The sequence below is a fragment of the Xanthobacter sp. AM11 genome, from assembly GCF_047444035.1.
Lineage (GTDB): Bacteria > Pseudomonadota > Alphaproteobacteria > Rhizobiales > Xanthobacteraceae > Xanthobacter.
This window is the reverse complement of the sequence record NZ_JBLAOA010000001.1, coordinates 1,058,667-1,083,958: the sequence shown is the minus strand read 5'-3', so window position 1 is coordinate 1,083,958 and position 25,292 is coordinate 1,058,667. Positions and strand designations below refer to the sequence as shown.

The 25,292-nt window shown below is 70.8% G+C and carries 23 protein-coding genes; 9 read left to right on the top strand and 14 right to left on the bottom strand.

Annotated features, from left to right (window positions below):
- Positions 1–25 precede the first annotated feature (25 nt).
- The gene (locus ACI7BZ_RS05110; RefSeq protein ID WP_414119093.1) at positions 26–820 is read left to right on the top strand and encodes an N-acetylmuramoyl-L-alanine amidase; all 795 of its coding nucleotides are present in this window, start codon (positions 26–28) and stop codon (positions 818–820) included.
- 16 nt (positions 821–836) lie between these two features.
- Here the strand turns inward: ACI7BZ_RS05110 and ACI7BZ_RS05105 are convergent, their stop codons facing one another.
- Genes ACI7BZ_RS05105 through rsmB form a run of 3 tightly spaced genes read right to left on the bottom strand, consistent with a single transcriptional unit; the run spans position 837 to position 5,125 of the window.
- Positions 837–1,850, bottom strand: coding sequence for a KpsF/GutQ family sugar-phosphate isomerase (locus ACI7BZ_RS05105; RefSeq protein WP_414119092.1), 1,014 nt, complete (start codon positions 1,848–1,850; stop codon positions 837–839).
- Between the two features lie 44 nt (positions 1,851–1,894).
- Positions 1,895–3,709, bottom strand: coding sequence for a heparinase II/III family protein (locus ACI7BZ_RS05100; protein WP_414116110.1), 1,815 nt, complete (start codon positions 3,707–3,709; stop codon positions 1,895–1,897).
- 51 nt (positions 3,710–3,760) lie between these two features.
- On the bottom strand, positions 3,761–5,125 hold the full coding sequence (gene rsmB / locus ACI7BZ_RS05095) for a 16S rRNA (cytosine(967)-C(5))-methyltransferase RsmB (protein ID WP_414116109.1): 1,365 nt from the start codon (positions 5,123–5,125) through the stop codon (positions 3,761–3,763).
- Between the two features lie 181 nt (positions 5,126–5,306).
- Between rsmB and ACI7BZ_RS05090 the strand changes: the two genes are divergently transcribed.
- Both ACI7BZ_RS05090 and ACI7BZ_RS05085 read left to right on the top strand, forming a co-directional pair.
- Entirely contained in the window at positions 5,307–6,602 is a 1,296-nt protein-coding gene (locus ACI7BZ_RS05090; protein ID WP_414116108.1) for an adenylosuccinate synthase, read from the top strand.
- A gap of 40 nt (positions 6,603–6,642) precedes the next feature.
- Positions 6,643–8,004 (top strand): hypothetical protein, encoded by a 1,362-nt coding sequence (locus ACI7BZ_RS05085; protein ID WP_414116107.1) that lies wholly within the window; start codon positions 6,643–6,645, stop codon positions 8,002–8,004.
- A 146-nt stretch (positions 8,005–8,150) separates the two neighbouring features.
- On the opposite strand, the gene mutS is transcribed toward ACI7BZ_RS05085, so the two are convergent.
- The 3 genes from mutS to ACI7BZ_RS05070 form a co-directional block, all read right to left on the bottom strand.
- Complete coding sequence (gene mutS, locus ACI7BZ_RS05080; protein WP_414116106.1) at positions 8,151–10,913, bottom strand: DNA mismatch repair protein MutS; 2,763 nt, start codon at positions 10,911–10,913, stop codon at positions 8,151–8,153.
- A 122-nt stretch (positions 10,914–11,035) separates the two neighbouring features.
- Positions 11,036–11,968 (bottom strand): zinc metalloprotease HtpX, encoded by a 933-nt coding sequence (htpX, locus tag ACI7BZ_RS05075; RefSeq protein WP_414116105.1) that lies wholly within the window; start codon positions 11,966–11,968, stop codon positions 11,036–11,038.
- A gap of 152 nt (positions 11,969–12,120) precedes the next feature.
- Positions 12,121–12,360, bottom strand: coding sequence for a hypothetical protein (locus tag ACI7BZ_RS05070; protein ID WP_414116104.1), 240 nt, complete (start codon positions 12,358–12,360; stop codon positions 12,121–12,123).
- 415 nt (positions 12,361–12,775) lie between these two features.
- On the opposite strand from ACI7BZ_RS05070, the gene fae reads away from it, so the two are divergent.
- Positions 12,776–13,282: a formaldehyde-activating enzyme gene (gene fae, locus ACI7BZ_RS05065; protein ID WP_414116103.1), complete on the top strand. Its 507-nt coding sequence runs from the start codon at positions 12,776–12,778 to the stop codon at positions 13,280–13,282.
- Between the two features lie 193 nt (positions 13,283–13,475).
- On the opposite strand, the gene ACI7BZ_RS05060 is transcribed toward fae, so the two are convergent.
- From ACI7BZ_RS05060 to ACI7BZ_RS05050, 3 genes are read right to left on the bottom strand one after another with little or no spacing between them, the layout of a single operon-like run.
- Positions 13,476–14,381: a YVTN family beta-propeller repeat protein gene (locus tag ACI7BZ_RS05060; RefSeq protein WP_414116102.1), complete on the bottom strand. Its 906-nt coding sequence runs from the start codon at positions 14,379–14,381 to the stop codon at positions 13,476–13,478.
- Positions 14,381–14,920, bottom strand: a complete 540-nt coding sequence (locus ACI7BZ_RS05055) for an SRPBCC family protein (protein ID WP_414116101.1) — start codon at positions 14,918–14,920, stop codon at positions 14,381–14,383. The genes ACI7BZ_RS05060 and ACI7BZ_RS05055 overlap by 1 nt, the downstream gene beginning before the upstream one ends.
- A 43-nt stretch (positions 14,921–14,963) precedes the next feature.
- On the bottom strand, positions 14,964–15,428 hold the full coding sequence (locus ACI7BZ_RS05050; RefSeq protein WP_414116100.1) for a DUF3280 domain-containing protein: 465 nt from the start codon (positions 15,426–15,428) through the stop codon (positions 14,964–14,966).
- A 197-nt stretch (positions 15,429–15,625) separates the two neighbouring features.
- On the opposite strand from ACI7BZ_RS05050, the gene pedA1 reads away from it, so the two are divergent.
- From pedA1 to ACI7BZ_RS05025, 5 genes are read left to right on the top strand one after another with little or no spacing between them, the layout of a single operon-like run.
- Positions 15,626–16,858, top strand: a complete 1,233-nt coding sequence (gene pedA1, locus ACI7BZ_RS05045) for a lanthanide ABC transporter ABC transporter substrate-binding protein PedA1 (RefSeq protein WP_414116099.1) — start codon at positions 15,626–15,628, stop codon at positions 16,856–16,858.
- A gap of 40 nt (positions 16,859–16,898) precedes the next feature.
- Complete coding sequence (locus ACI7BZ_RS05040) at positions 16,899–17,885, top strand: YVTN family beta-propeller repeat protein (protein ID WP_414116098.1); 987 nt, start codon at positions 16,899–16,901, stop codon at positions 17,883–17,885.
- 16 nt (positions 17,886–17,901) lie between these two features.
- Positions 17,902–18,681, top strand: coding sequence for a lanthanide ABC transporter ATP-binding protein PedB/LutE (gene pedB / locus ACI7BZ_RS05035; protein WP_414116097.1), 780 nt, complete (start codon positions 17,902–17,904; stop codon positions 18,679–18,681).
- Positions 18,678–19,553: a lanthanide ABC transporter permease protein PedC gene (gene pedC / locus ACI7BZ_RS05030; protein ID WP_414116096.1), complete on the top strand. Its 876-nt coding sequence runs from the start codon at positions 18,678–18,680 to the stop codon at positions 19,551–19,553. The genes pedB and pedC overlap by 4 nt, the downstream gene beginning before the upstream one ends.
- Positions 19,550–20,167 carry a hypothetical protein gene (locus ACI7BZ_RS05025; protein ID WP_414116095.1) on the top strand — a complete coding sequence of 206 codons (618 nt, stop codon included), beginning with the start codon at positions 19,550–19,552 and terminating at the stop codon, positions 20,165–20,167. Before pedC ends, ACI7BZ_RS05025 begins: the two co-directional genes overlap by 4 nt.
- A gap of 37 nt (positions 20,168–20,204) precedes the next feature.
- Here the strand turns inward: ACI7BZ_RS05025 and ACI7BZ_RS05020 are convergent, their stop codons facing one another.
- From ACI7BZ_RS05020 to xoxF5, 5 genes are all read right to left on the bottom strand, one after another.
- Positions 20,205–21,050 carry a quinoprotein dehydrogenase-associated SoxYZ-like carrier gene (locus tag ACI7BZ_RS05020; RefSeq protein WP_414116094.1) on the bottom strand — a complete coding sequence of 282 codons (846 nt, stop codon included), beginning with the start codon at positions 21,048–21,050 and terminating at the stop codon, positions 20,205–20,207.
- Positions 21,051–21,135: 85 nt separating this feature from the next.
- Entirely contained in the window at positions 21,136–21,702 is a 567-nt protein-coding gene (locus ACI7BZ_RS05015; RefSeq protein ID WP_414116093.1) for a PQQ-dependent catabolism-associated CXXCW motif protein, read from the bottom strand.
- Positions 21,703–21,734: 32 nt separating this feature from the next.
- Positions 21,735–22,610 carry a substrate-binding domain-containing protein gene (locus tag ACI7BZ_RS05010; RefSeq protein ID WP_414116092.1) on the bottom strand — a complete coding sequence of 292 codons (876 nt, stop codon included), beginning with the start codon at positions 22,608–22,610 and terminating at the stop codon, positions 21,735–21,737.
- Complete coding sequence (locus tag ACI7BZ_RS05005; RefSeq protein WP_414119091.1) at positions 22,600–23,088, bottom strand: c-type cytochrome, methanol metabolism-related; 489 nt, start codon at positions 23,086–23,088, stop codon at positions 22,600–22,602. The genes ACI7BZ_RS05010 and ACI7BZ_RS05005 overlap by 11 nt, the downstream gene beginning before the upstream one ends.
- A 228-nt stretch (positions 23,089–23,316) precedes the next feature.
- Positions 23,317–25,125: a lanthanide-dependent methanol dehydrogenase XoxF5 gene (gene xoxF5, locus ACI7BZ_RS05000; RefSeq protein WP_414116091.1), complete on the bottom strand. Its 1,809-nt coding sequence runs from the start codon at positions 25,123–25,125 to the stop codon at positions 23,317–23,319.
- Positions 25,126–25,292 lie beyond the last annotated feature (167 nt).

The window sequence follows — 25,292 nt, the reverse complement described above, 5'->3', positions numbered from 1 at the left end:
GCACGAGATGACCAACCCCGAGATGATGACGCCGGAGATGACTGCGCCCGACCTGCTCGCCGCACCGGACAGCCCGAAGGTGGATGTGCTGGCGCCCTCGCCCAATTTCGGCCCGCGCAAGGCCGCGGTGGACATGCTGGTGCTGCACTACACCGGCATGGCCGGTGCCGACGCCGCCATCGCGCTGCTGAAGGAGCCGGGCTCGCAGGTGTCCTGCCACTATCTGGTGCGGGAGGACGGCACGGTGGTGCAGATGGTGGCCGAGGCGGCGCGCGCCTGGCATGCCGGCATCTCCGCCTGGGAGGGGGTGACGGACACCAATTCACGGTCCATCGGCATCGAGATTGCCAATGGCGGGCACGATTTCGGCCTGCCGGACTATCCCGATGCCCAGATCGCGGCGGTGATCGCCCTTTGCGCCGACATCATCGCCCGCCACGCCATCCGGGCCGACCGGGTGCTGGCCCATTCGGACGTGGCCCCCGCCCGCAAGAGCGACCCGGGGGAGAAATTCCCCTGGCCCCGGCTTCATGCCGCCGGCATCGGCCATCTGGTGCCGGAGGCGCAGAGCGAGGGCGGGCGCTTCCTGATGCTGGGGGATGCGGGACAGCCCGTGGCCGCGCTGAAGGCGATGCTGGCGCTCTACGGCTACGACATCGCGCTGCACGATGCCTATGATGCGCAGACGCAGCAGGTGGTGGCCGCCTTCCAGCGCCATTTCCGCCCCTCGCGGGTGGACGGCGTGGCCGATGCCGCCACCATCCTCACCCTGCGCGCGCTCATCGCCAGCCGGCCGCAGGACGCCCCGCCGACCGCCTGAAGACGCCGCCCGGGGATCAGGCGAGGCCGGTGAGCAGCAGGTCGTGGATGTGCAGCACGCCCACGGGCGCCCGGCCATCCACCACCATGAGTGCGGTGATCTTGCGGCTGTTGAGGATGTTCAGCGCCTCGGAGGCCAATTGGTCCGGCCGCACCGTGCGCGGCGCGGGGGTCATGATCTCGTCCACCGTGCGGGCGGTGAGGTCGTTGGCCATGTGGCGGCGCAGGTCGCCATCGGTGACGATGCCGGCCAGCGCGCCGCCCGCGTCCACCACGCCCACGCAGCCGAGGCCCTTGGCGCTCATCTCGACCAGGGCAGCGCCCATGAGCGTGCCGGACGCCACCACCGGCACCGCATCGCCCTGGCGCATGACGTCGCGCACGAACTTGAGGCTGGCCCCGAGCTTGCCGCCGGGATGGAGCTGGCGAAAGTCCAGGGCGGTGAAGCCCCGGCTCTGCAGCAGCGCTACCGCCAGCGCATCGCCCAGCGCCAGCTGCATCACCGTGGAGGTGGTGGGCGCGAGCCCGTGGGGGCACGCCTCCTGCGCCACCGGCAGGGTCAGCACCACGCTGGCGGACGAGGCCAGCGCGCTCTCCCCGTTGGAGGTGAAGGCGATGAGCGGCACGTCGAAGCGGCGGGAATATTCCACCAGGTCGCGCAGCTCCACCGTCTCCCCCGACCAGGAGAGGGCGACGATCACGTCGTCCGTGGTGATCATGCCGAGGTCGCCGTGGCTGGCCTCGGCCGGGTGCACATAATGGGCGGGCGTGCCGGTGGAGGCGAGGGTGGCGGCGATCTTGCGCCCCACATGCCCGCTCTTGCCCATGCCGGTGACGATGACCCGGCCGTGGGAATTCTGGATGGTGGCCACCGCCACGTCGAAGGCGGCCCCCAGGGGGCCGGCCATGGCATCGGCCAAAGCGGCAAGGCCGGCCTTCTCGGCATCGAGGGTGGCCAGGGCCGAGACCACCGAAGCGGTGTGAGTGTGCTGCACGTCGTCAGCCGGAACCGGGTTCGCGGGGGAACGCATCATCCGCACTGGATAGCACCGTTCGCCGGCGAAGGGGAGCCGCCTCAGCCGCGCCCGAAGCTGCGGGCCGGCGGCGCCCCGTGGGCCTCGCGGGTGCGCACGAAGGTCCACACCACCCGCGGCGTGCGCGCCACGTCGCCGGACAGCACCAGCTGGGAGGTGCGGCGCGGACCGCCGGCGGCGGCGAGGTAGACGCTCTCCTCCACCGCCAGCGGCACATGGGGCGCGGCGAAGGCCCAGGCCTCGCCATTGGGCAGCGCCAGCAGCGCGGTGTGCGGATCGTCGAGCCGCTCCACGCTCACCGTCGGATGCAGGTGGAAGCGGATGGCGAAGGTCTCGGACGGCATGGGCGCGCCCTCCTGCGCCGGGCGGAACACATCCTCCCCGTCCAGCCGCCCGCCCTCCATGGCGAGGCGCCAGGAGCGCTGGTGGACGAGGCCGAAGGGCTCCGCATAGCCGTCGTGGCTGGCGCGCAGCAGCACCGCGTTGTTGCGGGCGCCGCGCTGCACCTCCACCGCCTTCGGACCGGAAATGATGGGCGCGCCGAGGAGCCGCGCCATCTGCGGGCTCTGCAGGAAGCGGCAGGAGGAGGTATCGGCGATCACCACGGTGGAATGGGCGGCGGTGGAGCGGGCCACCTGCCGCCACACCTCGCGCTGCACCTCCGGCACGCCGCAATTGACCACGATGCGCTGGCGCCCCGAGGAGAATTCGAAGGCGAGGCAGCTCGCATGGGCCTCCCAGCTCGCCCGCGGCGGCGGCGGCGGGCCGGTGTCGGCAATCAGCATCACGCCGCGCGCGTCAAGGCGCTGGTAGCCGGAATAGGGGGCGTTCGCCACCGGCGCGCCGCGGGCGTCGTCGAAGGCGAGAATGGTGGCCAGCTGGTCGGCGGCGGTATGGCCCATGCCGTGGAAATGGGCGAAGGCGCCGTCGCCATGGCGGAAGAAGCGCAGCATGGGCATCATCCGGTCCACCGCATTCATCAGGGCGGGCGGGGCCGGCTGGTTGCGGGCGGTGAAGGCCTGCCGCAGCGGCAGCAGGTCCAGCAGCAGCTCGATGAGCATTCCCGGATTGCGGGTGAGCGGGCCGCCGTCCGGCAGGATCTGCCGGTCCAGCTCCTCGGTCAGGCGCTTCTGCGCCACCTTCAGCAGCCGGGCCTGATCGGACATGCACAGGCCGGCGAACACCAGCGCCGTCACCGCCAGCAGCCGCGGGTGGCCGTCCGGCGCGTCGGCCGCCGAGCGGCGCAGCTGGCGCACCTGCCGGGCCAGGGAGCGCATGAAGCGGCGGTAGAAATCGTGGTCGGCGTCCTGCAGCAGGAAGGTGGCCTGGGTGAGCCAGGAGATGATGCGCCGGGCGGTGACGTCCGGCCGCGCCGCAACCGCCCGGCCGCGGCCGGGATCGCGCATGAAATCGCCCACCAGGGCGCGGGCATTGGCGCGGGCGATGGTGGTTCCGGCCGCCTTCAGGTGGCGCAGCCAGCCGAAGCCGTGCAGGGCCTCCGCCCATTCTACCGAGGGCGCCACCAGCTCGAACGGGGTGCGCCCCTCCAGGGTCATCACCTTGCCGGCGAAGGCGAAGCGGCCGGCGTAGATTTCGCTGGCCAAGGTGGCGTCGCCGGTGCGCAGGTCCTGCGGGGCGATGAGCAGGCGCTCGGGCACCGGCACCGGCACATAGCCGAGGGACCCGGCGCGGCCGCCGAGGCGCGAGAGCACCGTCTGCGACCATAGCTCCGCAAGGAGGGCCGCAAGGCGGGTGCGATCTGCCAGGCTGCCTCGGCTCACCGATCTCCCCGGTTTAGGCGGGCGCCCCTTCGCCTCGGCAGACAGGGACCCCGCAGATCCGTTCCACAATCCCATGGGTTCGCCCGCACCGTCCGTTGCCCAGCCGCCGCCCGGACGCCGGCCGGGTCAGGCGACCCGGCGCAGGCGGGCGGCGAAGAAGCCGTCGAGCCCCGAGCGCTCCGCCTCTCCCCGCGTCCAGTGACTGGGTAGAGTGCGCACATCCCCTTGAGGAGTTATGAACGGATCGAAACCTTCCAGCTCGCCGGGCGCCAGCGGCACGCGCACCATGTCGGTGCGGGTGGCCAGCAGGCGCTCCACCTGGGCCTCGCCCTCCTCCCGCTCCAGCGAGCAGGTGGAATAGACGAGGGTGCCGCCGGGCTTGGTCAGGTCCGCCGCATGGTCGATGAGGCGGGACTGCAGCGCGGCGAGGGTCAAGATGTCCGCCGGCCGCTTGGCCACGGCGATGTCCGGGTGGCGGCGCAGGGTGCCGGTGGCCGAGCAGGGGGCATCCAGCAGCACCGCATCGAACGGGCCGCCGGAGAATTCGGCGGCGTCGGCCTCCACCACCCGGGCTTCGAGGCCGAGCCGGGCCAGGTTCTCCCGCAGGCGGGCGAGGCGGTGGGCGGAACGGTCCACCGCCGTGACCCGGGCGCCGGCCAGCGCCAGCTGCGCCGTCTTGCCGCCGGGGGCGGCGCACAGGTCCACCACGTCGCGGCCGGCCACCTCGCCCAGAAGGCGGGCTGGAAGCGCGGCGGCGGCGTCCTGCACCCACCATGCCCCCTCCGCGAAGCCGGGAAGCAGGCGCACCGGCCCCGCCTGGAGAATGCGCACCGAGCCGGTGGGCAGCACCTCGCCGGACAGCGTCTGCGCCCACTGCGCCGGGTCGGACTTCACGGTGATGTCGAGGGGCGGTTCCACCCGGTGCATGGCCGCCATGGCGCGGGCGGTGTCGAGGCCGTAGGCGGCCACCCAGCGCGCGCGCAGCCAGTCCGGCGTATCGGCAAAATCGGGGTCGAGGCCGGCGGCCAGCGCCTCGTGCTCGCGGGTGAGGCGGCGGAGCACCGCGTTCACCAGGCCGGCGAAGCCCGCCGTGTTGCGGTCCGCCCGCGCCAGATCCACGCTGAGACCCACCGCCGCATGGTTCGGCACATCCATGAACAGGATCTGCGTGGCCCCGGCCAGCAGCACGGATTCCAGGCGCGGCGCGGATTTGGGCAGGCCCTTTTCCATCAGCCGCCCCAGCAGCGCGCGCAGGGTGCCCAGCCGGCGCAGGCTGGTGGCGAGGATGCGGTAGGCCAGCGCCCGGTCGCGCGGGTCGAGGCCCGCCGGGGCGCTTTCCAGCGCGTCTTCCAGAGCGGCACCGCGCCGCAGCACCGCTTCCAGCCCCTCCACGGCGAGGGCGCGGGCGGCGAATCCAGGGGTTGCGGTAGCCCGGGACGGGCTGGAACCCGGGCGTCCGGGCGGGCGTGAGGCACGGTTCGGCGGTTTCATCGCGCAAGGTAGAGCACGAACGGCTGCCCCGCGCCAACGCCTTTGCCTTGCCACCACAGCCTCGATCCCGTAAGACGCTTGGCTGATGCCCCGGACCAAAGCCGGGGCTTTGCTTTGTTCGCGCAGGAGCCGCCGGTGGAAAACCACCGTGGCCGCGCGCAGGTCGAGGAGGCACCACCGCGTGGCCAATGTGGTCGTGGTCGGCTCCCAGTGGGGCGACGAAGGCAAGGGCAAGATCGTAGACTGGCTCTCCGAGCAGGCGGACGTCGTGGTCCGCTTCCAGGGCGGCCACAATGCCGGCCATACCCTGGTGGTGGCCGGCGTCACCTACAAGCTCTCGCTGCTGCCCTCCGGCGTGGTGCGCCCCGGCAAGCTGTCGGTCATCGGCAACGGCGTGGTGCTCGACCCGCAGGCGCTGGTGGACGAATTGGCCCGCCTCGCCGCGCAGGGCGTGGAGATCGGCCCCGACCGGCTGCGCATCGCCGAGACCACCCCCCTCATCCTGCCGCTGCACCGCGAGCTGGACGCCCTGCGCGAGAGCGCGACGGCGGAAGGCGCGCGCATCGGCACCACCAAGCGCGGCATCGGCCCCGCCTACGAGGACAAGGTGGGCCGCCGCGCCATCCGCCTGGTGGACCTGTCCGAGCCGCGGAGCCTGCCGGCCAAGGTGGACCGGCTGCTCACCCACCACAACCTCATCCGCCGCGGCCTCGGCATGGCGGAAGTGGACGGCGCCGCCTTGGTGGACGAGCTCCTGGCCCTCGCCCCCAAGGTCCTGCCCTTCATGGACCGGGTGTGGGAGCTGCTCGACAAGGCCCGGCGCGAGGGCAGGAAAATTCTGTTCGAGGGCGCGCAGGGCGCGCTGCTCGACATCGACCACGGCACCTATCCCTACGTCACCTCCTCCAACACGGTGGCGGGCGCGGCGGCGAGCGGAACCGGCATCGGGCCGGGCGCGCTGGACTACGTGCTGGGTATCACCAAGGCCTACACCACCCGGGTGGGCGAAGGCCCCTTCCCCACCGAGCTCACCGACGAAGTGGGCCAGACCCTGGGCTCCAAGGGCCGGGAATTCGGCGTGGTGACCGGCCGTCCGCGGCGCTGCGGCTGGTTCGACGCGGTGCTGGTGCGCCAGACCGTGCGCACCTGCGGCATCCACGGCATCGCCTTGACCAAGCTCGACGTGCTGGACGGCTTCACCGAGCTGAAGGTGTGCGTGGGCTACCGGGTGGACGGGCGGGAGATCGACTACCTCCCCGCCGAGAGCGGCGCGCAGGCGCGTGCCGAGCCCATCTACGAAACCATGGAGGGCTGGCAGGATTCCACCGCCGGCGCCCGCTCCTGGGCCGACCTTCCCGCCGAGGCGGTGAAATATGTGCGGCGCGTGGAGGAACTCATCGGCTGCCCGGTGGCGGTGCTCTCCACCAGCCCCGAGCGCGACGACACGATTCTCGTGCATAATCCGTTTCAGGCGTAACACAGAGCCGTTCCGGCTCGAAGGTGAAGCTTAGGCTGCGATGGCTGACTATTATCCGCTCCTGGTCCGCGCAATATCGAGCCTGCCCCAGAAGACGGCGGAGAACCGCCGTGCGGTCTATGACCGGGCCAGAACCGCCCTGATGCGGCAGCTGCGCAGCGTCGATCCGCCCCTGCCGGAAGGCGAGATCACCCGCGAGCGCATGGGGCTGGAAGAGGCGATCCGCCGCCTGGAGGCCGAGCACGCCCAGCAGGACAATGCGGAGCCCGAGAACGCCGGGGTGGACGCCTTCGAGCCCGAGCCGCCGCCCGTCGAGACCGCCCCGCCCGCCGGACGCCCGGCGCCGCCGGAGCCCGGCCCGCGGACGCCGCCCGCGGCGGCCTCGTCCGGCACGGTGCCCCCCGCCGCCCCTTCCCCCGCCGATCCGCTGGCCCGCACGGAGCGCCGCGGCCTGCCCCCGCGCGAGCCGGCGGAGCCCGACGAGGCCCCGGCCGATCGCCGCCCGCCCCTGCGGCGCGGCGAGGTGCGCAGCCGCGGCGCAGCCGCCGGCGCCCGGCGCAACGGCCGCCCGGAAGGCGGCGTCTCCTGGCAGAAATTCGCCCTCTGGGCGCTGCTGGTGCTGGTGGTGCTGGGTGGCATCGCCTTCGCCGTCATCAACCGCGACATGTTCCTCGGCGGCGAGAGCCGCCCGGTGGCCCAGAATGCGGCGCCCTCCCCCGACCAGCCCAAGAGCGCGGACCGCGTGACCGCCGCGTCCGGCGGGGATGCCGCCCGCCGCGCTCCGGCGCCTTCCCGCACCGGCGCTGCCGGCACCGCCCGCGCGTTCCTGCTGGAAGAGAGCCCGGGCACCAGCACGCCGCAGACCTTCGAAGGCACGGTGACCTGGAAGACCGAGACGGTGAATGCCGGCCCCGGCCTGCCGCCGGATATCGCGCTGCGCGGCGACATCGTCATTCCCGAACGGCAGATCGCCATGAGCTTCGTGCTCCGGCGCAACGCCGACCAGACCCTGCCGGCGTCCCACACCATCGAGATGTCGTTCAAGCTGCCGCAGGACTTCGCCTTCGGCGGCATCGCCAGCGTCGCCGGCGTGCGCATGAAGCCCAACCAGCAGGCCCAGGGCACCCCCCTTGCCGGCCTGCCGGTGCGGGTGAACCCCACCTTCTTCCTGGTGGGCCTTTCCGAGGCGGCGGCCGACCGCCAGCGCAACGTGGCCTTGCTGCAGGCCTATCCGTGGCTCGACACGCTGTTCATCTATTCCAACAACAAGAAGGCGGCGCTCACCTTCGAGAAGGGCGCGGTGGGCGAGCAGGCGTTCAACGATGCCTTTTCCGCCTGGGGCGAGCTGATCCAGCGCCCGCCGGCCCAGCCCGGCCAGCCGGGACAGCCCAACGGCGGCTGAGCCGAGACGCCGGATGCCGGGCGGCGGCCCGCGTGCCGCAGGCCTGAGCCGGCCGGGGACCCGTCACGCCGCGCACGGCGCCGGGCGGGACTGCCGCCGCGTTTCCCGCCATATCCCGTAGCGCCCGGCACCCGCATGGAACCGCCTCACCCGCCGCGCCGGAGCCCCTTCAGCCGGTACAGCGCGTCCAGCGCCTCGCGCGGGCTCAGCGCATCGGGATCAAGGGCGTCCAGGGCATCGGCCAGCGCGTCCGCCGCCCCGGCCCCGGCGGCGGCCCGCACCGGCGCCGGGCGGATGGCGAACAAAGGCAGGTCGTCCACCAGCCGCTGGGCCGGCGAGGCGCGCTCTGCCGCCTCCAGCTCCGCCAGCACCGCCCGGGCGCGGGCGATCACCGCCTCCGGCAGGCCGGCGAGCTTGGCCACCTGGATGCCATAGGAGCGGTCCGCGGCGCCGGGCACCACCTCGTGCAGGAAGATCACGTCGCCCTGCCATTCGGTGACCTTAACGGTGGCGTTGGACAGCCGCGCGCAGCGCTGCGACAGGGCGGTCAGCTCGTGGAAATGGGTGGCGAACAAGGCGCGGCAGCGGTTCACCTCGTGCAGGTGCTCCAGGCTCGCCCAGGCAATGGACATGCCGTCGAAGGTGGCGGTGCCGCGGCCGATCTCGTCGAGGATGACGAGGGAGCGCGCGGTGGCCTGGTTCAGGATGGCGGCGGTCTCCACCATCTCCACCATGAAGGTGGAGCGGCCGCGGGCGAGGTCATCCGCCGCCCCCACCCGGGAGAACAGGCGGTCCACCACGCCGATGCGCGCGGCGCGGGCGGGCACGAACGCCCCCGCCTGGGCCAGCACGGCGATGAGCGCGTTCTGCCGCAGGAAGGTGGATTTGCCCGCCATGTTCGGGCCGGTGACCAGCACGATGCGCCCGTCCGCCGCGCCCTCGGGCGGGGAGAGGTCGCAATCGTTGGGCACGAAGGGGCCGCCGTCCCTGGCCAGCGCCTGCTCCACCACCGGATGGCGCCCGCCGGAGATGGCGAAGGCCACGCCCGGCTCCATGTGCGGCCGCACATGGGCTTCGGCGGCGGCCAGCTCGGCGAAGCCTGCGGCCACGTCCAGCTCCGCCAGCGCCTCGGCGGCGGCGCGGATCTCCTGCGCCTGCGCCACCACGGCGCCCGCCAGCCGTTCGAAAATGGCCTGCTCCAGCCCCAGCGCCCGCTCGCCGGCGCTGGCGATGCGGCTTTCCAGCTCGCCCAGCTCCACCGAGGAAAAGCGCATGGCGCCGGCCATGGTCTGGCGATGCACGAAGATGGCGTCGTGGGGCGGCTCGCGCAGCCGGTCCGCATTCTGGGCGGTCACCTCCACATAATAGCCGAGCACGGCGTTGTGGCGGATCTTGAGGGAGCGGACCCCGGTCTCCTCCGCATAGCGCCGCTCCAGCGCCGCCACCACCCGGCGGCTTTCGTCGCGCAGGGCGCGGGTGGCGTCGAGCTCGGCGTCATAGCCTTCGCGCACGAAGCCGCCGTCGCGGCGGCCGGGGGGCAGGGCTTCGGCCAGCGCACCCTTCAGGTCGCGGGCGAGGGCGGCGGAAACCTGCCCCAACGTCGCCGCCGCACGGGCAAGGTCCGCCGGCGCCTGGGGGCCGAAGCGGCCGGCCAGCGCCAGGGCGCCGTCCAGGCCGTCGCGCACGGCGGCAAGATCGCGCGGGCCGGCCCGCCCCAGCGCCAGCCGCGTCACCGCCCGCGCCATGTCCGGGGCGCGGGCGAGGGCGCCGCGCAGCTCGCGGCGCAGCGGCGCCTCCTCGCACAGGAACGCCACCGCATCATGCCGGCGGCCGATGGCGGCAAGGTCGGTGAGGGGCTCGGCGATGCGCCGCGCCAGCAGCCGGGCGCCGGCCGCCGTCACGGTGCGGTCCACGGCGGCAAGCAGGGAGCCGCGCCGCTCGCCGGAGGTGGTGCGCACCAGCTCCAGATTGGCGCGGGTGCCGGCGTCGATGGCCATGATGCCACCCTCCGCCTCCTTCAGTGGACGCGACAGGAGCGGGCGGGCGCCGAGCTGGGTGCGGTCCACATAGGCCACCACGGCGGCCGCGGCGATCAGCTCGGCGCGGGAGAAGGCGCCGAAGGCATCGAGGGCGGCGACACCGAAGAATTCCGCCAGCCGGCGCTCGGCCCCCGCCCCGTCGAACGACTGGCGCGGCAGGGGCGTGACGGCGGGGCAGGCGCGCAGCAGCGCCTTCAGCTCCGCGTCGTCGAGCAGCGCATCGGACACCAGGATCTCCGCCGGATCAATGCGGGCGAGGTCGCCGGAAAGCCCCTCGCGGCTGCTGGTGGCGACGCGGAAGGCGCCGGTGGACACGTCCGTGTGCGCGATGGCGTAGGCGAAATCCTCCGACCCGGAGCCGGCCCGCACCCGGGCGAGGGCGGCGAGCACATTCTCGCGCCGGGCATCCAGAAGCGCATCCTCGGTGAGGGTGCCGGGGGTGACGAGGCGGGTGACGTCGCGCCGCACCACGGACTTGCCGCCGCGCTTCTTGGCCTCGGCCGGGTCCTCCAGCTGCTCGCACACCGCCACCCGGAAGCCCAGGGCGATGAGCTTGTGGAGATATTCCTCCGCCCGCTCGATGGGCACGCCGCACATGGGGATGTCCTCGCCGAGGTGCTTGCCGCGCTTGGTCAGCACGATGCCCAGCGCCTGCGAGGCCGCCTCGGCATCGGCGAAGAACAATTCGTAGAAATCGCCCATGCGGTAGAAGAGCAGGCTGTCCGGGTTGGCAGCCTTGATCTCCTGGTACTGCGCCATCATGGGCGTGACGCGGCCGTCGTCCGCCCGCCCGGATGCGGGCGCGACGGAGGGGGCGGAGGCCGGCGGCGGGGCGGGTTCGGCGGGAGGGGCGGCGGTGCGTGCGCTCATGGCCGCACGCTACCGTTCCACGCCGGCCCTGTCAGCGACCTGCCGAACGATTCCCGCCGGCAGGAGGCCCTTCCTCCCTTGGAAATCGGGGGAATTGCGGCCGGTCGGTTCAGCCCGAGACCTCAGCCCCAGGGGCCGCGGCTGGCGGCGCCGGCATCCTGCCACTTGCCGGCGGCCGGAGGGCCGGACGGCGGCCAGGTGCCGCTGCCGGTGCGGGTCGCCAGCTCGCGCAGGGCGGCGATCCGGTTCTCCACCGCGGGATGGGTGGAGAACAGATTGTCCATCCGCGCGCCGGACAGGGGATTGATGATGAACATGTGGGCCGTGGCCGGGTTGGCCTCTGCCTCATAATTGGGCACGTGATGGGCGGTGCCGGAAATCTTCGCCAGCGCCGAGGCCAGCACCATGGGCCGGCCGAGAATCTCGGCGCCGCCGCGGTCCGCCTCGTATTCGCGGGCGCGGGAGATGGCCATCTGCACCACCATGGCCGCCAGCGGCGCCAGAATGACCATGAGGATGGTGCCGATGGCACCGAACGGGCTGCCGTTCTCCCGGTGCCCGCCGCCGAACAGCATGCCGAAATTCGCCAGCATGGAGATGGCACCGGCGATGGAGGCGGTCAGCGTCATGGTGAGGGTGTCGTAATGCTTGATGTGCGCCAGCTCGTGCGCCATCACCCCGGCCACCTCGTCGGCGGTCAGGGTCTGCAGCAGGCCGGTGGTGGCGGCCACCGCGGCATTCTGGGGGTTTCGGCCGGTGGCGAAGGCATTGGGTTGCGGATTGTCCACGATATAGACCCGCGGCATGGGCAGGCCCGCCCGCGCGGCGAGATCGCGCACCATGTGCACGAAATCCGGCGCGGTGGTCTCGTCCACCTCGCGCGCGCCGTACATGCGCAGCACCATCTTGTCGGCGTTCCAGTAGCTGAACAGGTTGATGCCCGACGCCACCACGAACGCGATCATCATTCCCCCGCGCCCGCCCAGGAGGAACCCCACCGCCATGAACAAAGCGGTGAGCCCGGCAAGCAGCACGGCGGTCTTCAGATGATTCATTCCTGCCCTCCCCGCGCGTGGCGCGCCCCGCAGGAGCAACGCCAGCCCCCTACAGGATGGGAAGCCCCCCCTGCGGACGCAAGGGGAGGCGGGTGCCCGGCCCCTCGTGGAAAGGTGAACAGTCGCAGACTTCGGCAGGAATTCGGCGGGACTCAGGTATCGCGGTAGAGCCGGCTGCCGGGCACGCACTTCCAGCGGCCCACCTGCCACTGGGGATGCGTTTCGCTCCACTGGGCGATGGCGGCCTGCGACGACATCATGCAGGCGGAGGGGGCGCTCGCCTCCATGGAGAAATTGATGTGCTCCTCCCGGCAGGTGGCCGGCGCACTGATCAGGCAGGCGTAAAGCACGATGAACATGACGAATGCATCCTCGCTTTCAAGGTCTGCCATCCTCCGCTTCCTGCCCCGGGCCATCCGTTCCTGCAGATGACCCACCTGAGGGTGAGGTAATATTGTAAACTACCGCACGCCATCTTGCCTTACGCCAAGCAATTTTGGTGCCAGTGCTTGTCCAGGCGCCCCCGCGCCGGACGCACCGCAACGGTGCCGTATCCCACTTTCGTGCACATCGGCGGACAGGTCCAGCGCCCCCGCGGCACGGGCGCGCGCATGGCCCCCGCGGCGCATTTCGCGCGCCTCCCGGCTTGCTGGCGCGGCTGCGCTCGGCTAGGCTCCGCGCGCTATCTGGTGAACCGGTTCGGCAGGAAATGCCGGGCGCTGACAACAAGGGTAGGCGGCATAGGACCGCTATCCGGAATGTCTTCGGGGCGGTCATCCCAAGTCGATCTACGAGGGAGGGCATAAGGTGGCTAAAATCAACAAGGTCATGATCGGTGAAGCGCTGGTCGGCGACGGCAACGAAGTGGCGCACATCGACCTTATCATCGGCCCGCGCGGCAGCGCTGCCGAGACCGCGTTCTGCAACAGCCTCACCAACAACAAGGACGGCTTCACGTCGCTCCTCGCGGTGCTCGCGCCCAACATGCCCTGCAAGCCCAACACCATGATGTTCAACAAGGTGACCATCAAGGATGCGCGGCAGGCGGTGCAGATGTTCGGGCCCGCGCAGCGCGGCGTCGCCAAGGCGGTGCAGGATGCGGTGGCCGAAGGCACCATTCCCATGGAGGAAGCCGACGACGTGTATGTCTGCGTCGGCGTGTTCATCCACTGGGAAGCGGCGGACGACGCCAAGATCCAGCAGTACAATTACGAGGCGACCAAGCTCTCCATCGAGCGCGCCGTGGCGGGCCTGCCCACCGCGAAGGAAGCCACCGACCAGCGCGATCTGGTGAAGCACCCCTTCGCGGCCTAGAGCGGAAACCACCCTGGACAGAGCGGCGACCCTGCGCCCATGCCGAAGGGTCTGCTCCAGCGGTTGGCCACCATTTTCCTGGGCCGATAGCCCCTGCAAATGAAGACCGGAGGCCCGTGAGTTTCCACTCGCGGGCCTCCGGTCATTTCTACCGGTCAAAGACCGCGGCCCATGGCCTGACCACCGGCGGGCCTCACCGCCGGTCGTCTCCCTCCCCGGCCGCGCGGATGAAGGCGCCGAAGGCGCGCGGGCCGTCGCACACGGCAAGGCTTGCCACCACCTTCAGGCTGGCGGTGTCGATGACCGACAGGCTGTTGTCGAACCAATTGGCCACGAACACCCGCGCCCCGTCTGAACTGGCGGCGATGCCCTCGGGATATTCCCCCACCCCTATGGTGGCGCGCACGGCAAGGCCGGCCACGTCGAACACGCTCACCGTGCCGCCATACTGATTGCTCACGAAGGCGCTGGCACCGGCCAGGGCCACCGCATAGGGCCGCGCGCCCACCTTCACCGTGCCGGCCACCGTGCGCGTGGCAAGGTCGATGACGGTGACGTCGTCGGAACCCACATTGGCCGTGTAGGCGCGCCGGCCGGCGCCATCGACGGTGATGCCGAACGGCCGCCGGCCCACGGCGATCACCGCCACCCGCTCAAGCCGCGCGGCGTCGATGACCGATACCGCGTCGTCGTCCCGGTCGGCGGTGAGCACGAAGGCGCCGTCGGGCGTCACCGCCACCCCCGAGGGCGAGGCCCCCACGGCAATTGTGCGCACGGCATCGGGGCGGTCCGGGTCCACCACGAACAGGCGCGCCCCGTACCAGTCCGCCACATAGACGGGGGCGCCCGCCGGCGCCACGGCCACGCCCAGCGGGCCGCCGGCCAGGGGCAGGCGCGCCACCACCCGCCGCGCCTGCGTATCAATGACCGAAAGGGCCTTGCCGTCCGGGCTGGTGACGAAGGCGCGCCGCCCATCCGCCGCCACCACCACCTCGTCCGCCGGCTGGCAGGTGAGGAAGGCCTCCTCGGCCCGCGCGCCCGGCCAGGCGGACAGCAGGACGAGCGCGGCGACGCCTGGCGCCACCCACCGGCCCGCCATCAGGAGCCGCCCTTCTCCACCTTCGCCTTCAGGGCATCGAGCCCGGCGCGATAGACGGCGCTGACCGCGGCCACGGCGGCCTCGTCGCTCAGCTCGGGCGGCGGATCATTGTTGGGGTAGCCGCGATAGAAAGCGCCGCGCCACTCCACCTTGGAATGGGTGTCGTCCACGGGAATCACCGCGAGGGTGGACGAATAATTGGTGACCGGCAGCACTTTTACGTCCACCGCGGTGATCCGGTAGGAATAGCTCTTCTGCTCGGGCTCGTATTTGTACAGCACCTCGTCGATGGTGCCGCCGCCGGCAAGGGTCAGGCGCCGGGTGGCGTCGATGGCGTTCGCGCCCTGCCCGGCGGTGGCGGTGACGGCCGGGTGCCAGCCCATGTTCTGGAAATCGCCCATGGCGGCCCACACCTTGTCGGCCGGGGCGTTGATCTCCACGCTTTCCGTCACCTTCTTGCGGGTGGGGCCATGGGCATCGGCGGCCAGCGGCGCCAACGCCAGCGCCGCCGCGGCCATGGCGGCAAGAAACATCTTCATCGGGGGGCTCCTCCATGGGCTCCGGCGCTGCCGCCGGTTGTCGTCAATGGGAAAGGGCGGGCTGGCCCGGGGCGAGGATACGATTCTGCATCAGGTAGCGCACGCCGCGCAGCCAGGATTCATCGGTGTTGCCGCGGATGTCCACCTGCCCGGCACGCAACAGGCGCTCGGGCCCGTCCACCTCCCGCACCACCAGCGTGAAGGTGAGGATGAGGTTGGAGATCTTGCGCACCACGCCCAGCATCTCCAGCCGGGCGCCGGCGGCCCGGGCCACCGGCGCCTCGCAGCCGTTGCAGGTGAAGAAGGGCGCCAGTTCCGCCATGCGCGCGGCCTGGGATGACAGATCCACGGGCGCCATCTCGCCGGAGGCGGCAACCAGACGTGCCAGCTCCGCATTGGCCAGGGCGAGCCGCGCGGTCTGGTCGGCCCGTGGCCCTTCCAGCGTGTCGTCGAAGAATTCGAAACCGAACACGGCCGTGGGAACCGGCGCGGCGGCAGCAGACGCCACCCCCGCCACCAGGGCGAAACACAACAGGACGCACGCAAGCCGCATGACCGGGAACCTTTTGCAGTGGAAAAAGTCTCACAGCCGCCCCGCGCCTGGCAAGATGAGATTATCTTATTGTTTCCTTATATCTATTTTGTTGCTTCGGTGCCGCCGAGGTGTCTAGATCTTCCCGTCTCCTGCACCGAGACAGCTGCATCATGACACTCGCATCGCGATCGCCCGGAGCCATGCTGATCGACGCCTTCCGCATCCTGCTGCTTGCCGCCGGTGCCGCGGGCGCGCTGGCGATGCCTGCCGCGGCGCAGGCCCCCGCCGCCCCGCCGGTGGAGGTGAAGATCGGCCTGTTGCGGCGCGCCGTGCCCCCGCCCCCGCTCTACGACCTTCTCGCCGTGCCCGAGGACGAGGCCCTGGCCGGCGCCGAGCTGGCGGTGAAGGACAATGCCACCACCGGCCAGTTCACCGGGCAGGCCTTCGCCTTCGAGGCCGCCACCCTCGAAGAGGACGACGACCCGGTGGCCGCCGCCCGCACCCTGGTGGCCGGCGGCACGCGGCTTCTGGTGGTGGACCTGCCGGCCGACCAGCTGCTGGCGGTGGCCGATGGGGTGAAGGACGCCGGCGCGGTCATCTTCAATGCCGGCGCCACCGACGATGCCCTGCGGCAGGAGCAGTGCCGCGCCAACGTGTTCCACGTGGCCCCGAGCCGCGCCATGCTCGCCGACGCGCTGGCCCAGTTCCTGTCCGCCAAGCGCTGGACCAGGCTGTTCCTGGTGGAAGGCCCGCAGCCGGCGGACCAGCTCTATGCCGCCGCGCTGCGCCGCTCGGCGAAGAAGTTCGGCCTGAAGATCGTGGCCGACAAGCCCTGGACCTTCGGCCCCCTCGGCCGCGAGCGCGCCGACAGCATCACCCGCTCCGACGCCCTGGTGTTCAGCCGCGGCGTGGATGCGGACGTGCTGGTGGTGGCCGACGAGGCCAATGATTTCGGCAATTACATTTTGTTCCGCACCTTCGAGCCGCGGCTGGTGGTGGGCACGCAGGGCCTGGTCGCCGCCACCTGGCACCCGGCGCAGGACGCCTGGGGATCGGCCCAGCTGCAGAGCCGCTTCCTGCGCGGCACCGGCCGCACCATGCGCCCGGCCGACTACCAGGCCTGGGTGGCGGTGCGCATGGTGGGCGAGGCGGCAACCCGCACCAAAAAGGCGGACGCGCAGGCCATCGCCGGCTTCCTGCGCACGCCGGACTTCTCCCTCGCCGCCTTCAAGGGCGTGCCGCTGAGCGTGCGCCCCTGGGACCAGCAGGTGCGCCAGCCGCTGCTCATCGCCCAGCCCCTCGGCATCGTCTCGGTGGCGCCGGAAGCCGGCTTCCTGCACCAGCGCACCCCGCTCGACACCCTCGGTACGGACGAGCGGGAATCCGGCTGCCATTTCAAATGAAAAGGCGCCCCAAGGCGCCATAATCCCCGGAGGAAACCCCATGCCCCTCGCCGTCCACCGCCGGCTCGCGCCGCTTCTTGCGGGTGCCGCCGCCCTCCTCGCCGCCGATGCGGCGGGCGCCTACACGGTCTATGTCTCCAACGAGCGCGGCAATTCCATCAGCGTCATCGACAGCGAGACCCTCACCGTCACCCAGACCGCCAAGGTGGGCCGCCGCCCGCGCGGCATCACCACCAGCCCCGACGGCAAGGTGATCTATCTGTGCGCCAGCGACGACCATTCGGTGCAGGTGATCGACCCCGCGAGCCTCAAGATCCTGCGCAAGCTGAAGTCGGGGCCGGACCCGGAGCTGTTCGCCCTGCATCCCTCGGGCAACCCGCTCTACGTGGCCAATGAGGACGACAACCAGGTCACCGTCCTCGACGTGGAGCAGAACAAGATCATCGCCCAGGTGCCGGTGGGCACCGAGCCGGAAGGCATGGCGGTGAGCCCGGACGGCGCGATCCTCGTCGCCACCTCCGAAACCACCAACATGGCGCATTTCATCGACACCAAGACCTACAAGATCGTCGCCAACGTGCTGGTGGACGCGCGCCCGCGCTTCGCCGAATTCACCGCCGACGGCCAGCGCCTGTGGGTGTCGGCGGAGGTGGGCGGCACGGTGGCGGTGATCGACCCCGCCACCCGCAAGATCATCCACAAGATCGGCTTCAAGATCCCCGGCGTCTCCAAGGAGGCGATCCAGCCGGTGGGCGTGCGAATCACCAAGGACGGCAAGAAGGCGTTCGTGGCGCTGGGCCCGGCCAACCGCGTGGCGGTGGTGAATGCGGAAACCTTCGAGGTGGAGAAATATCTCCTGGTGGGCCAGCGCGTGTGGCAGCTGGCCCTCACCCCGGACGAGAAGCTGCTCTTCACCACCAACGGCAATTCCAACGACGTGTCGGTCATCGACGTGCCCGAGCTCAAGGTGGTGAAGTCGCTGAAGGTGGGCGGCGCGCCCTGGGGCGTTGTGGTGGCGCCGAAATAGATGGCATCGTGAGCCGATGGACGCTCCGGCCCTCGCCATCGACGCGGTGAGCCACGCCTTCGGGCAGAGGCTCGCCCTCGACACCGTGTCGCTCACGGTGCCGCCGGGCCGCTTCGTCGCTTTGCTCGGCCCCAACGGCGCGGGCAAGACCACCCTGTTCGCCCTCGCCACCCGCCTCTACACCACGCGGACCGGGCGGGTGCGCATCTTCGGCCACGACCTTGCCCGCGCGCCCTCCCTCGCCCTGGCGGAACTGGGGGTGGTGTTCCAGAGCCGCACCCTCGACCTTGATCTCAGCGTGCGCCAGAACCTCGCCTACCACGGCGCCCTGCACGGCCTGTCCGGGCGGGCGCTGAAGGCGCGCATCGCCGAACTGATGGAGATGGTGGGCCTCGCCGACCGGCTGGACGAGAAGGTGCGCACCCTCTCCGGCGGGCAGGCGCGGCGGGTGGAGATCGCCCGCGCCCTCGTCCACCGCCCGCGGCTCCTGCTGCTGGACGAGGCCACCGTGGGGCTCGACCTCGCCGCCCGCGCCGCCATCGTGGATCTGGTGCGGCGGCTGGTGGCACAGGAGGGGCTGGCGGTGCTCTGGGCCACCCACATCTTCGACGAGGTGCGCCCGCAGGACGACATCCACGTGCTGGACAAGGGCCGCATCATCGCCCATGGCACCGCCGGCGCGGTGGCCGGCGCGCACCTCGTGCCCGCCGCGGAGCTGGCGCCGGACGCCGGCACGGCGGGCCTGGAAGCCGCCTTCCGCGCCATGACCGCGGCCGGCGCGGAGGACACGGCATGAGCGACGCCATGCTGCCGGGCGCCCCCTCCGGCGCAGCGGCACCGGTGCGCCATCTGGGCCCGGCCGGCTACGCCACCTGCCTGCGCGGCATCGTCGCCCGCGAGCTGCTGCGCTTCGTGCAGCAGCAGGAGCGCTTCCTCGCCGCGCTGGTGCGGCCGCTGGTGTGGCTGTTCATCTTCGCCGCGGGGTTCCGCAGCGTGCTGGGCGTGTCCATCATCCCGCCCTACGAAACCTATGTGCTCTACGAGGTCTACATCACCCCCGGCCTGGCGGTGATGATCCAGCTGTTCAACGGCATGCAATCGTCCCTCTCCATGGTCTACGACCGGGAGGTGGGGTCCATGCGGGTGCTGCTGACCAGCCCGTTCCCGCGCTGGTACCTGCTGTTCTCCAAGCTGGTGGCGGGCGTGGCGGTGTCGCTGGCGCAGGTCTACGTGTTCCTGGCCATCGCCCGGCTGTGGGAGGTGGACATCCCGCCCGCGGGCTATCTCACGGCGCTGCCGGCCTTCATGCTCACGGGGCTGATGCTGGGGGCCATCGGGCTCGTCATCTCCTCGCTGGTGCGGCAGCTGGAGAATTTCGCCAGCGTGATGAACTTCGTCATCTTCCCCATGTTCTTCGCCTCCTCGGCACTCTACCCCCTGTGGCGCATCCGCGAGGCGAGCGAGACGCTCTATCTGGTGTGCCTCTTCAACCCCTTCACCCATGCGGTGGAGCTGGTGCGCCACGCGCTTTACGGCGCGTTCGAGCCCACCGCCTTCGCCGTCGTGTGCGCCACCACGCTCGCCTTCTTCGCCCTCGCCGTCACCGCCTACGATCCGGGGCGGGGGGTGATGGGGCGGCGCGGCGGCCCCAAAGGAGAGGCTTCATGATGCCCCTGCGCCCCCTTTTCCTTGCCGGCGTGGCCCTCCTCGCCTTGGCCGGCCCCGCCCTGGCCCAGCCGAAGGCGGACCCGGACTGGCCCTGCGTGCAGCGCAAGACGCCGGAAATCGACCTCGCCCAGGTGTGGAACGGCCCGGCCCCCTCCACCGCCGGCCCCTGGACCGACGACCAGGACGCGGCGACGCTGGCGCAGAAGCTCGCCTCCCGCCGCACCCCGATGGAGGAGGTGGACCCGCTGCTGGACGCCTACATGAAGGCCGCCGGCAGCTCGGCGGAAACCGGCCTGCTGCGGGTGATGGCGGGGGTCTACGAGATCATCAACACCGAGCGCTCGCGCCTCGTCCACGGCATCGAGCGCTACGCCCGCGGCCAGCGCCGGCTCGCCGACCGCATCCGCCAGGAGGCCGAGCAGGTGAGCCGGGCGAAGGCGGAGGGCACCGACAGCGCCGAGGCCCGCTCCCTGGAGGAGCAGCTCACCTGGGACAGCCGCATCTTCGACGAGCGCGCCCGATCGCTGACCTATGTGTGCGAGACGCCGGTGATGCTGGAACAGCGGGCCTATGAGATCGGCCAGCGCATCGCCGGGCGGATGAAGGGGGGATGAGGGCGCTCTTCGTCCCGGCCGGGGGGCGCTGCGCCCTTCAGCTTCCCCCGCCGGGGAAGGCGCGGGTGAAGATCTTGCCCTCCGTGTCTTCCGCCCGCACCGTCACCGGCTCGGGCGCCGGCTTGTAGCTGAAGCGGAAGGTGGGGTCCTCGCTGACGGAGATGCCCCCCTCCATCGCCAGAAGCAGCTTGCCGCCCTGGCGGATCTCCACCGCGCGCACGAACCAGGCGGGGGTGTAGCCGCGGGTGATCTCATCCATCTGCAGGCCGGAGAAATTGGGATGGCGGATCTGCACCTGCGCTTCCTCGTGCCCGGTCTCGGCGAACACGCGGAAGCGGATGGCGCCCAGATGGGCGATGGATTCTCTGGTGTCCCGGCTCGCCGGGGCCGAGCAGCCGCCGGCCGCCTTCACGAACGACTTCACCATGTGGCGCGCGCCGTCGCTGGTCTCCGCCACGGCGCGGACGTAGGAATCCGCATTCACCCGCGCCCGCAGCGAGAGGGTGAAATCGCGCTGCCCCTCGCCGAAAGTGAAGCGCCCCACCACGGGGGCGGGATTTTCGTCGATCACCACGGTCACGGCGCGGAAGCTGCGCGGATCGCCGGCCGGCAGGCGCAGGGCCACGGTGAGGGGCACCAGCGCCGCATCCTCCGCCCGCGTGGGCGCGGTCAGCTCCACGAGGCCGTCGGCGGCGCCGATGCGGCCCTGCGGGAAGATGTCGAACCAGATGGAATTCCAGGTGGCGTCGCGCGGGTCCACCGCCGCTGCCGGCGCCGCGGCGGTTTCCGCGGCACGGCCCGGCGCCGCCAGCGCCAGCACCGCGGCCAGCGCCAGTGCCGCACCCCCGGTCAGCCCATCAAGGGGCCGAAATGTCTTCCGCATGGTGGTCCTCCCTTTCGCGGGGCGGCGCGCTCTTCAGGCGCGCTTCAGCCGGTTTGGTTCCTGCCCGTCGCCATCGTCACCATGGTCACAACCGCCAGGGCGTGGCGGGCTCCAGCGGCAGCCCCGCCGCCGTCCAGCCGTCCACGCCTTCGGGAAACCACGCGACGCGGACGTAACCCAAGGCCAGGGCCCGCTTGGCGGCATTCCAGGACATCCAGCAATCTTTCAGGCAGAATATCACAATTCGTGCCTGGGGATTGCCCTTCGTCAGCGCCGCGAGGCCGTGGGCGAAATAGGTCGCGGTCGCTTCGTCCAGCGCGCCGAACCCCACATTGGGTAGCCAGTGGGCGCCGGGAATGCTTTCGTGCCGGAGCTCGCGCCATACCGTGCCGGCGGGCAGGCCGGCGGGCCGGGGCGGGCGCGGCAGCACGTCGATGAACACCGCCGCCCCTTCGCGCCAAAGAGCTGCCGCAGCTTCGGGGGCGAGCACCTCGGCACCGGCCAGCGTGGCCGGGGTGGGGGTGCGGTAGGGCTCGAAGCGATAGTCCTCCGGCTCGGGCGGCAGCGCCGTCATGGCCGGCTCGCCCGCTGCGGCGGGGCCGGCAACGGGCCAAAGAAGCGCGCAGGCGGCCAGCGCCAGCGCAGGCAGCACGGACGCCGCCGGACGGACGGCGCGCCACCGGCTCACGGCGCCTTGCTCCCGGCGGCGGCGGTGACGAGCCGGTCGTCCTCGTCCAGCAGCGGCACCCCATAGGCGAGCAGCACCTTTTCGATGTCGGCGGCGCGCGTCAGCAGGATGCGGTTCAGCACCTGCTTCCACTCATGGTCGGTGTGGCGCACGCCCATGGTGATGCGATAGGCGAGGGCCGGGCGTTCCGCCTCGTGGATGAGCGGCACCACCTTCAGCGGCGTGCCGGCGCGGGCGGCGAAATAGCCGGCGGTGGGACCCCACAGGAGGGCGCCGTCGATCTCGCCCGCCGCCAGATCGGCCAGCATCTCCTCGGCGGGGGAATCGAAGCGGCGGTCAACCAGCAGCGAATAGGTGCGTGCGCTGGGCAGCAGGCCCAGTTCCAGCAGGTGGTCGGCGGGCGGGGTGGCGGCCATGAGGCCGAGGCGGCGGCCCTTCAGGCGCGGATCGGCGAGGCGGTCCACCCCATCCAGCGGCCCGCCCTTCTTCACCACCAGGGCATAGACGGAGCGGTAATAGGGATTGGTATGCAGCACCGGATCGGCCCCGGCGGCATAGCCGATGATCACGTCGCACAGGCGCTTGCCCAGGGTGTTGCGCACGTAGCCGGGACCCTGCGGCATGAAATAGGTGCGCACCGGCAGCTTCAGTTCGTCGGCGACGATGCCGGCGATCTCCAGCTCGAAGCCGGCGCCGGACTGGCTGGAAAAGGGCATGTTGGCAGGATCGGCGCAGACCCGCAGGGCCTGCGCCGACACCTGGTCGGGAATCTGCTGCCCGCCCGCGCCGCTGGGGCTCAGCAGCACGATGGCGGCCAGCGCCACCGTCGCAAGGGAGGCGAGCAGGGGCGCGAACCGCCCCTCATTCTCCAAGGCAAGCCTTTTCCGCTTCATTGGTCCCCGCAGTCTTGTTCTCCCGCTTGGCCGGGCGCACGCGGCCCAGGGCCTCGTCGGAACGGGCACGCAGATAGACATAGATGTCGTCGAGGTAGCACATGACATTCTTGTTCAGGCCGAACGACGGCATCACCTTGTCGTTGCCGCCGCCCACGTTCTGCCGGCCGCTCACCACCACCTCATTGAACTGGTCGTGGTCCATGGTCTTCAGGGAGTCGATCAGGGCCGGGGCGTAGGTGGAGCCCATGCCGTCCGGGCCGTGGCAGACATGGCATTCGGCGTGGTAGCGCCGGTAGCCGGAATAGGTGAACCAATCCACGGTGCCGTCGGGCTTGATGGAATAGGTCGGGGCGCCGGTGGCGTCGAAATACTTGCCGTCCTCCTCCTTCACCGGCTTGGGATCGCCCTGGGCGCCGGGTTCGGCCAAGGCCGGGGCGAGCGCGCCGGACAGCATAAGCGCGAGCGCGGCGAAGAAGAACGCGCCGGCCCGCGTCAGGGGGAAAGTCGAAACCACACCATCTCTCCACAAGGGCAGTCGAAGGGAGGCGCGCGTCCGCATTCCGGCCAGGGCCGGCGGGTCATCATGCGCACCTGTCGATCGGGGGGAGGCCGGCACGCCGCTTAAAGGCGGCGTGCCGGCTTCGTCTCGCGAGCGCCGCCGCGGCGGCTCACGCCGGCCGCATCACTGCGGCAGGGTGAACACCGTGAGCTGGCCGCCAAGGGCGGTGTAGCTGCTGAGCGCCGCATAGCCGCCCACGGCGCCGAGGCCGGCGTTGGGGTCGGTCAGGCCGGCCGCAAGGCCGATGCCCGCCCAGCCGCCGACGCCGGACAGCACCGCGACATACTGCTTGCCCTGGTGGGTATAGGTCATCACGTTGCCGATGATGCCGGACGGGGTCTTGAACTTGTAGAGTTCCTTGCCCGTCTTGGCGTCCACCGCCTTCAGATAGCCTTCCAGCGTGCCGTAGAACACCACGCCGCCAGCGGTGGCGAGGGCGCCGGACCACACCGAGAACTGCTCCTTGTTGGACCACACGATCTTGCCCTTGCGAGCATCCCACGCAATGAAGTTGCCCATGCCGCCATGGCTGCCGGGCGCGGGGAACATGGAAAGCGTGGCGCCCACATAGGGCTGGCCGGGGGTGTAGCTCACCCGGAACGGCTCGTAATCCATGCACACATGGTTGGTGGGCACGTAGAACAGGCCGGTTTCGGGGGAGAAGGAGGCCGGCTGCTGGTCCTTGGTGCCGAGCGCCGCCGGGCACACGCCGGTGGTGTTGACATCCTCGCCGTTATGCTCGGTCGAATACTTGTCCACCACCAGCGGCCGCCCGAAGGTCTTGCTGTTGCGGTCCATATCCACCTTGGTGGCCCAGTTCACCGCGGGATCGAACTTTTCGGCCACCAGCAGCTCGCCGGTCTTGCGGTCCAGCGTGTAGCCGAAGCCGTTGCGGTCGAAATGGACGAGAAGCGGGCGCATCTGGCCGGCAACCTCCTGATCGACGAGGATCATCTCGTTGATGCCGTCATAGTCCCACTGGTCGTGGGGGGTCATCTGGTAGACCCACTTGGCCATGCCGGTATCGGCGTCGCGGGCGAAGATGGTCATGGACCACTTGTTGTCGCCCGGGCGCTGCTTCGGGTTCCAGGTGGAAGGGTTGCCCGAGCCGTAATAGATCAGGTTGGTCTGCGGGTCGTAGGAATACCAGCCCCAGGTGCAGCCGCCGCCGATCTTCCACTGGTCGCCCTGCCAGGTCTTCAGGGACGAATCCTTGCCCACCGGCCGGCCGAGGTCCGTGGTCTTCTCCGGGTCCAGCAGGATCTCGCTGTCCGGCCCCATGGAATAGGCGCGCCACGCCTGCTTTCCGGTGTTGAGATCATAAGCGGTGACGTGGCAGCGCACGCCGAATTCACCGCCGGAGATGCCGACGATGAGCTTGTCCTTCACCGGCATCACAGTGGCGGTGTTGGTCTCGCCCTTCTTGGGATCGCCATTGACCACCGACCACAGGACCTTGCCCGACTTGGCGTCGAGCGCCACCACCTTGGTGTCGGCCTGGTGCAGGAACACCTTGCCATCCGCATAGGCGAGGCCGCGGTTGACCGTGTCGCAGCACATCACCGGGATCACGTTGGGATCCTGCTTGGGCTCGTACTTCCAGATGATCCGGCCTTCGTCCTTCAGGTCGAGGGCGTAGACGATGTTGGGGAAGGGCGTGTGCACATACATCACATCGCCCACCACGAGGGGCGAGCCCTCATGCCCGCGCAGGACGCCGGTGGAGAACGTCCAGGCCACCTGGAGCTTGCCGACATTGTCGGCGGTGATCTGCTTGAGCTTGGAAAAACGCGTGTTGGCGTAATCGCCGGTCTGCAGAACCCACTGGTTCGGGTCCTGGGTCAGCTTCATCACGCTGTCGTTCGCGTGGGCGGGCGCACCGAGAAATGCAGTCGCCGCCGCCGCCGCGGTCCATACCAAAATTCGTCTCATCCGGGCTTCCTCCGATGGATGCGCGTCCTCGCCCACGCATGTGGGGCGGGTAACGCACTGAGCGCTATTTTCGCCTTGGGGGACTCCATCTACTTCGGCAGCGTGTCACGACCGGCGTGATGCCCTGAAGCCTTGCGGTGACACAGCGTCCCGCAGGCCTGCGAACC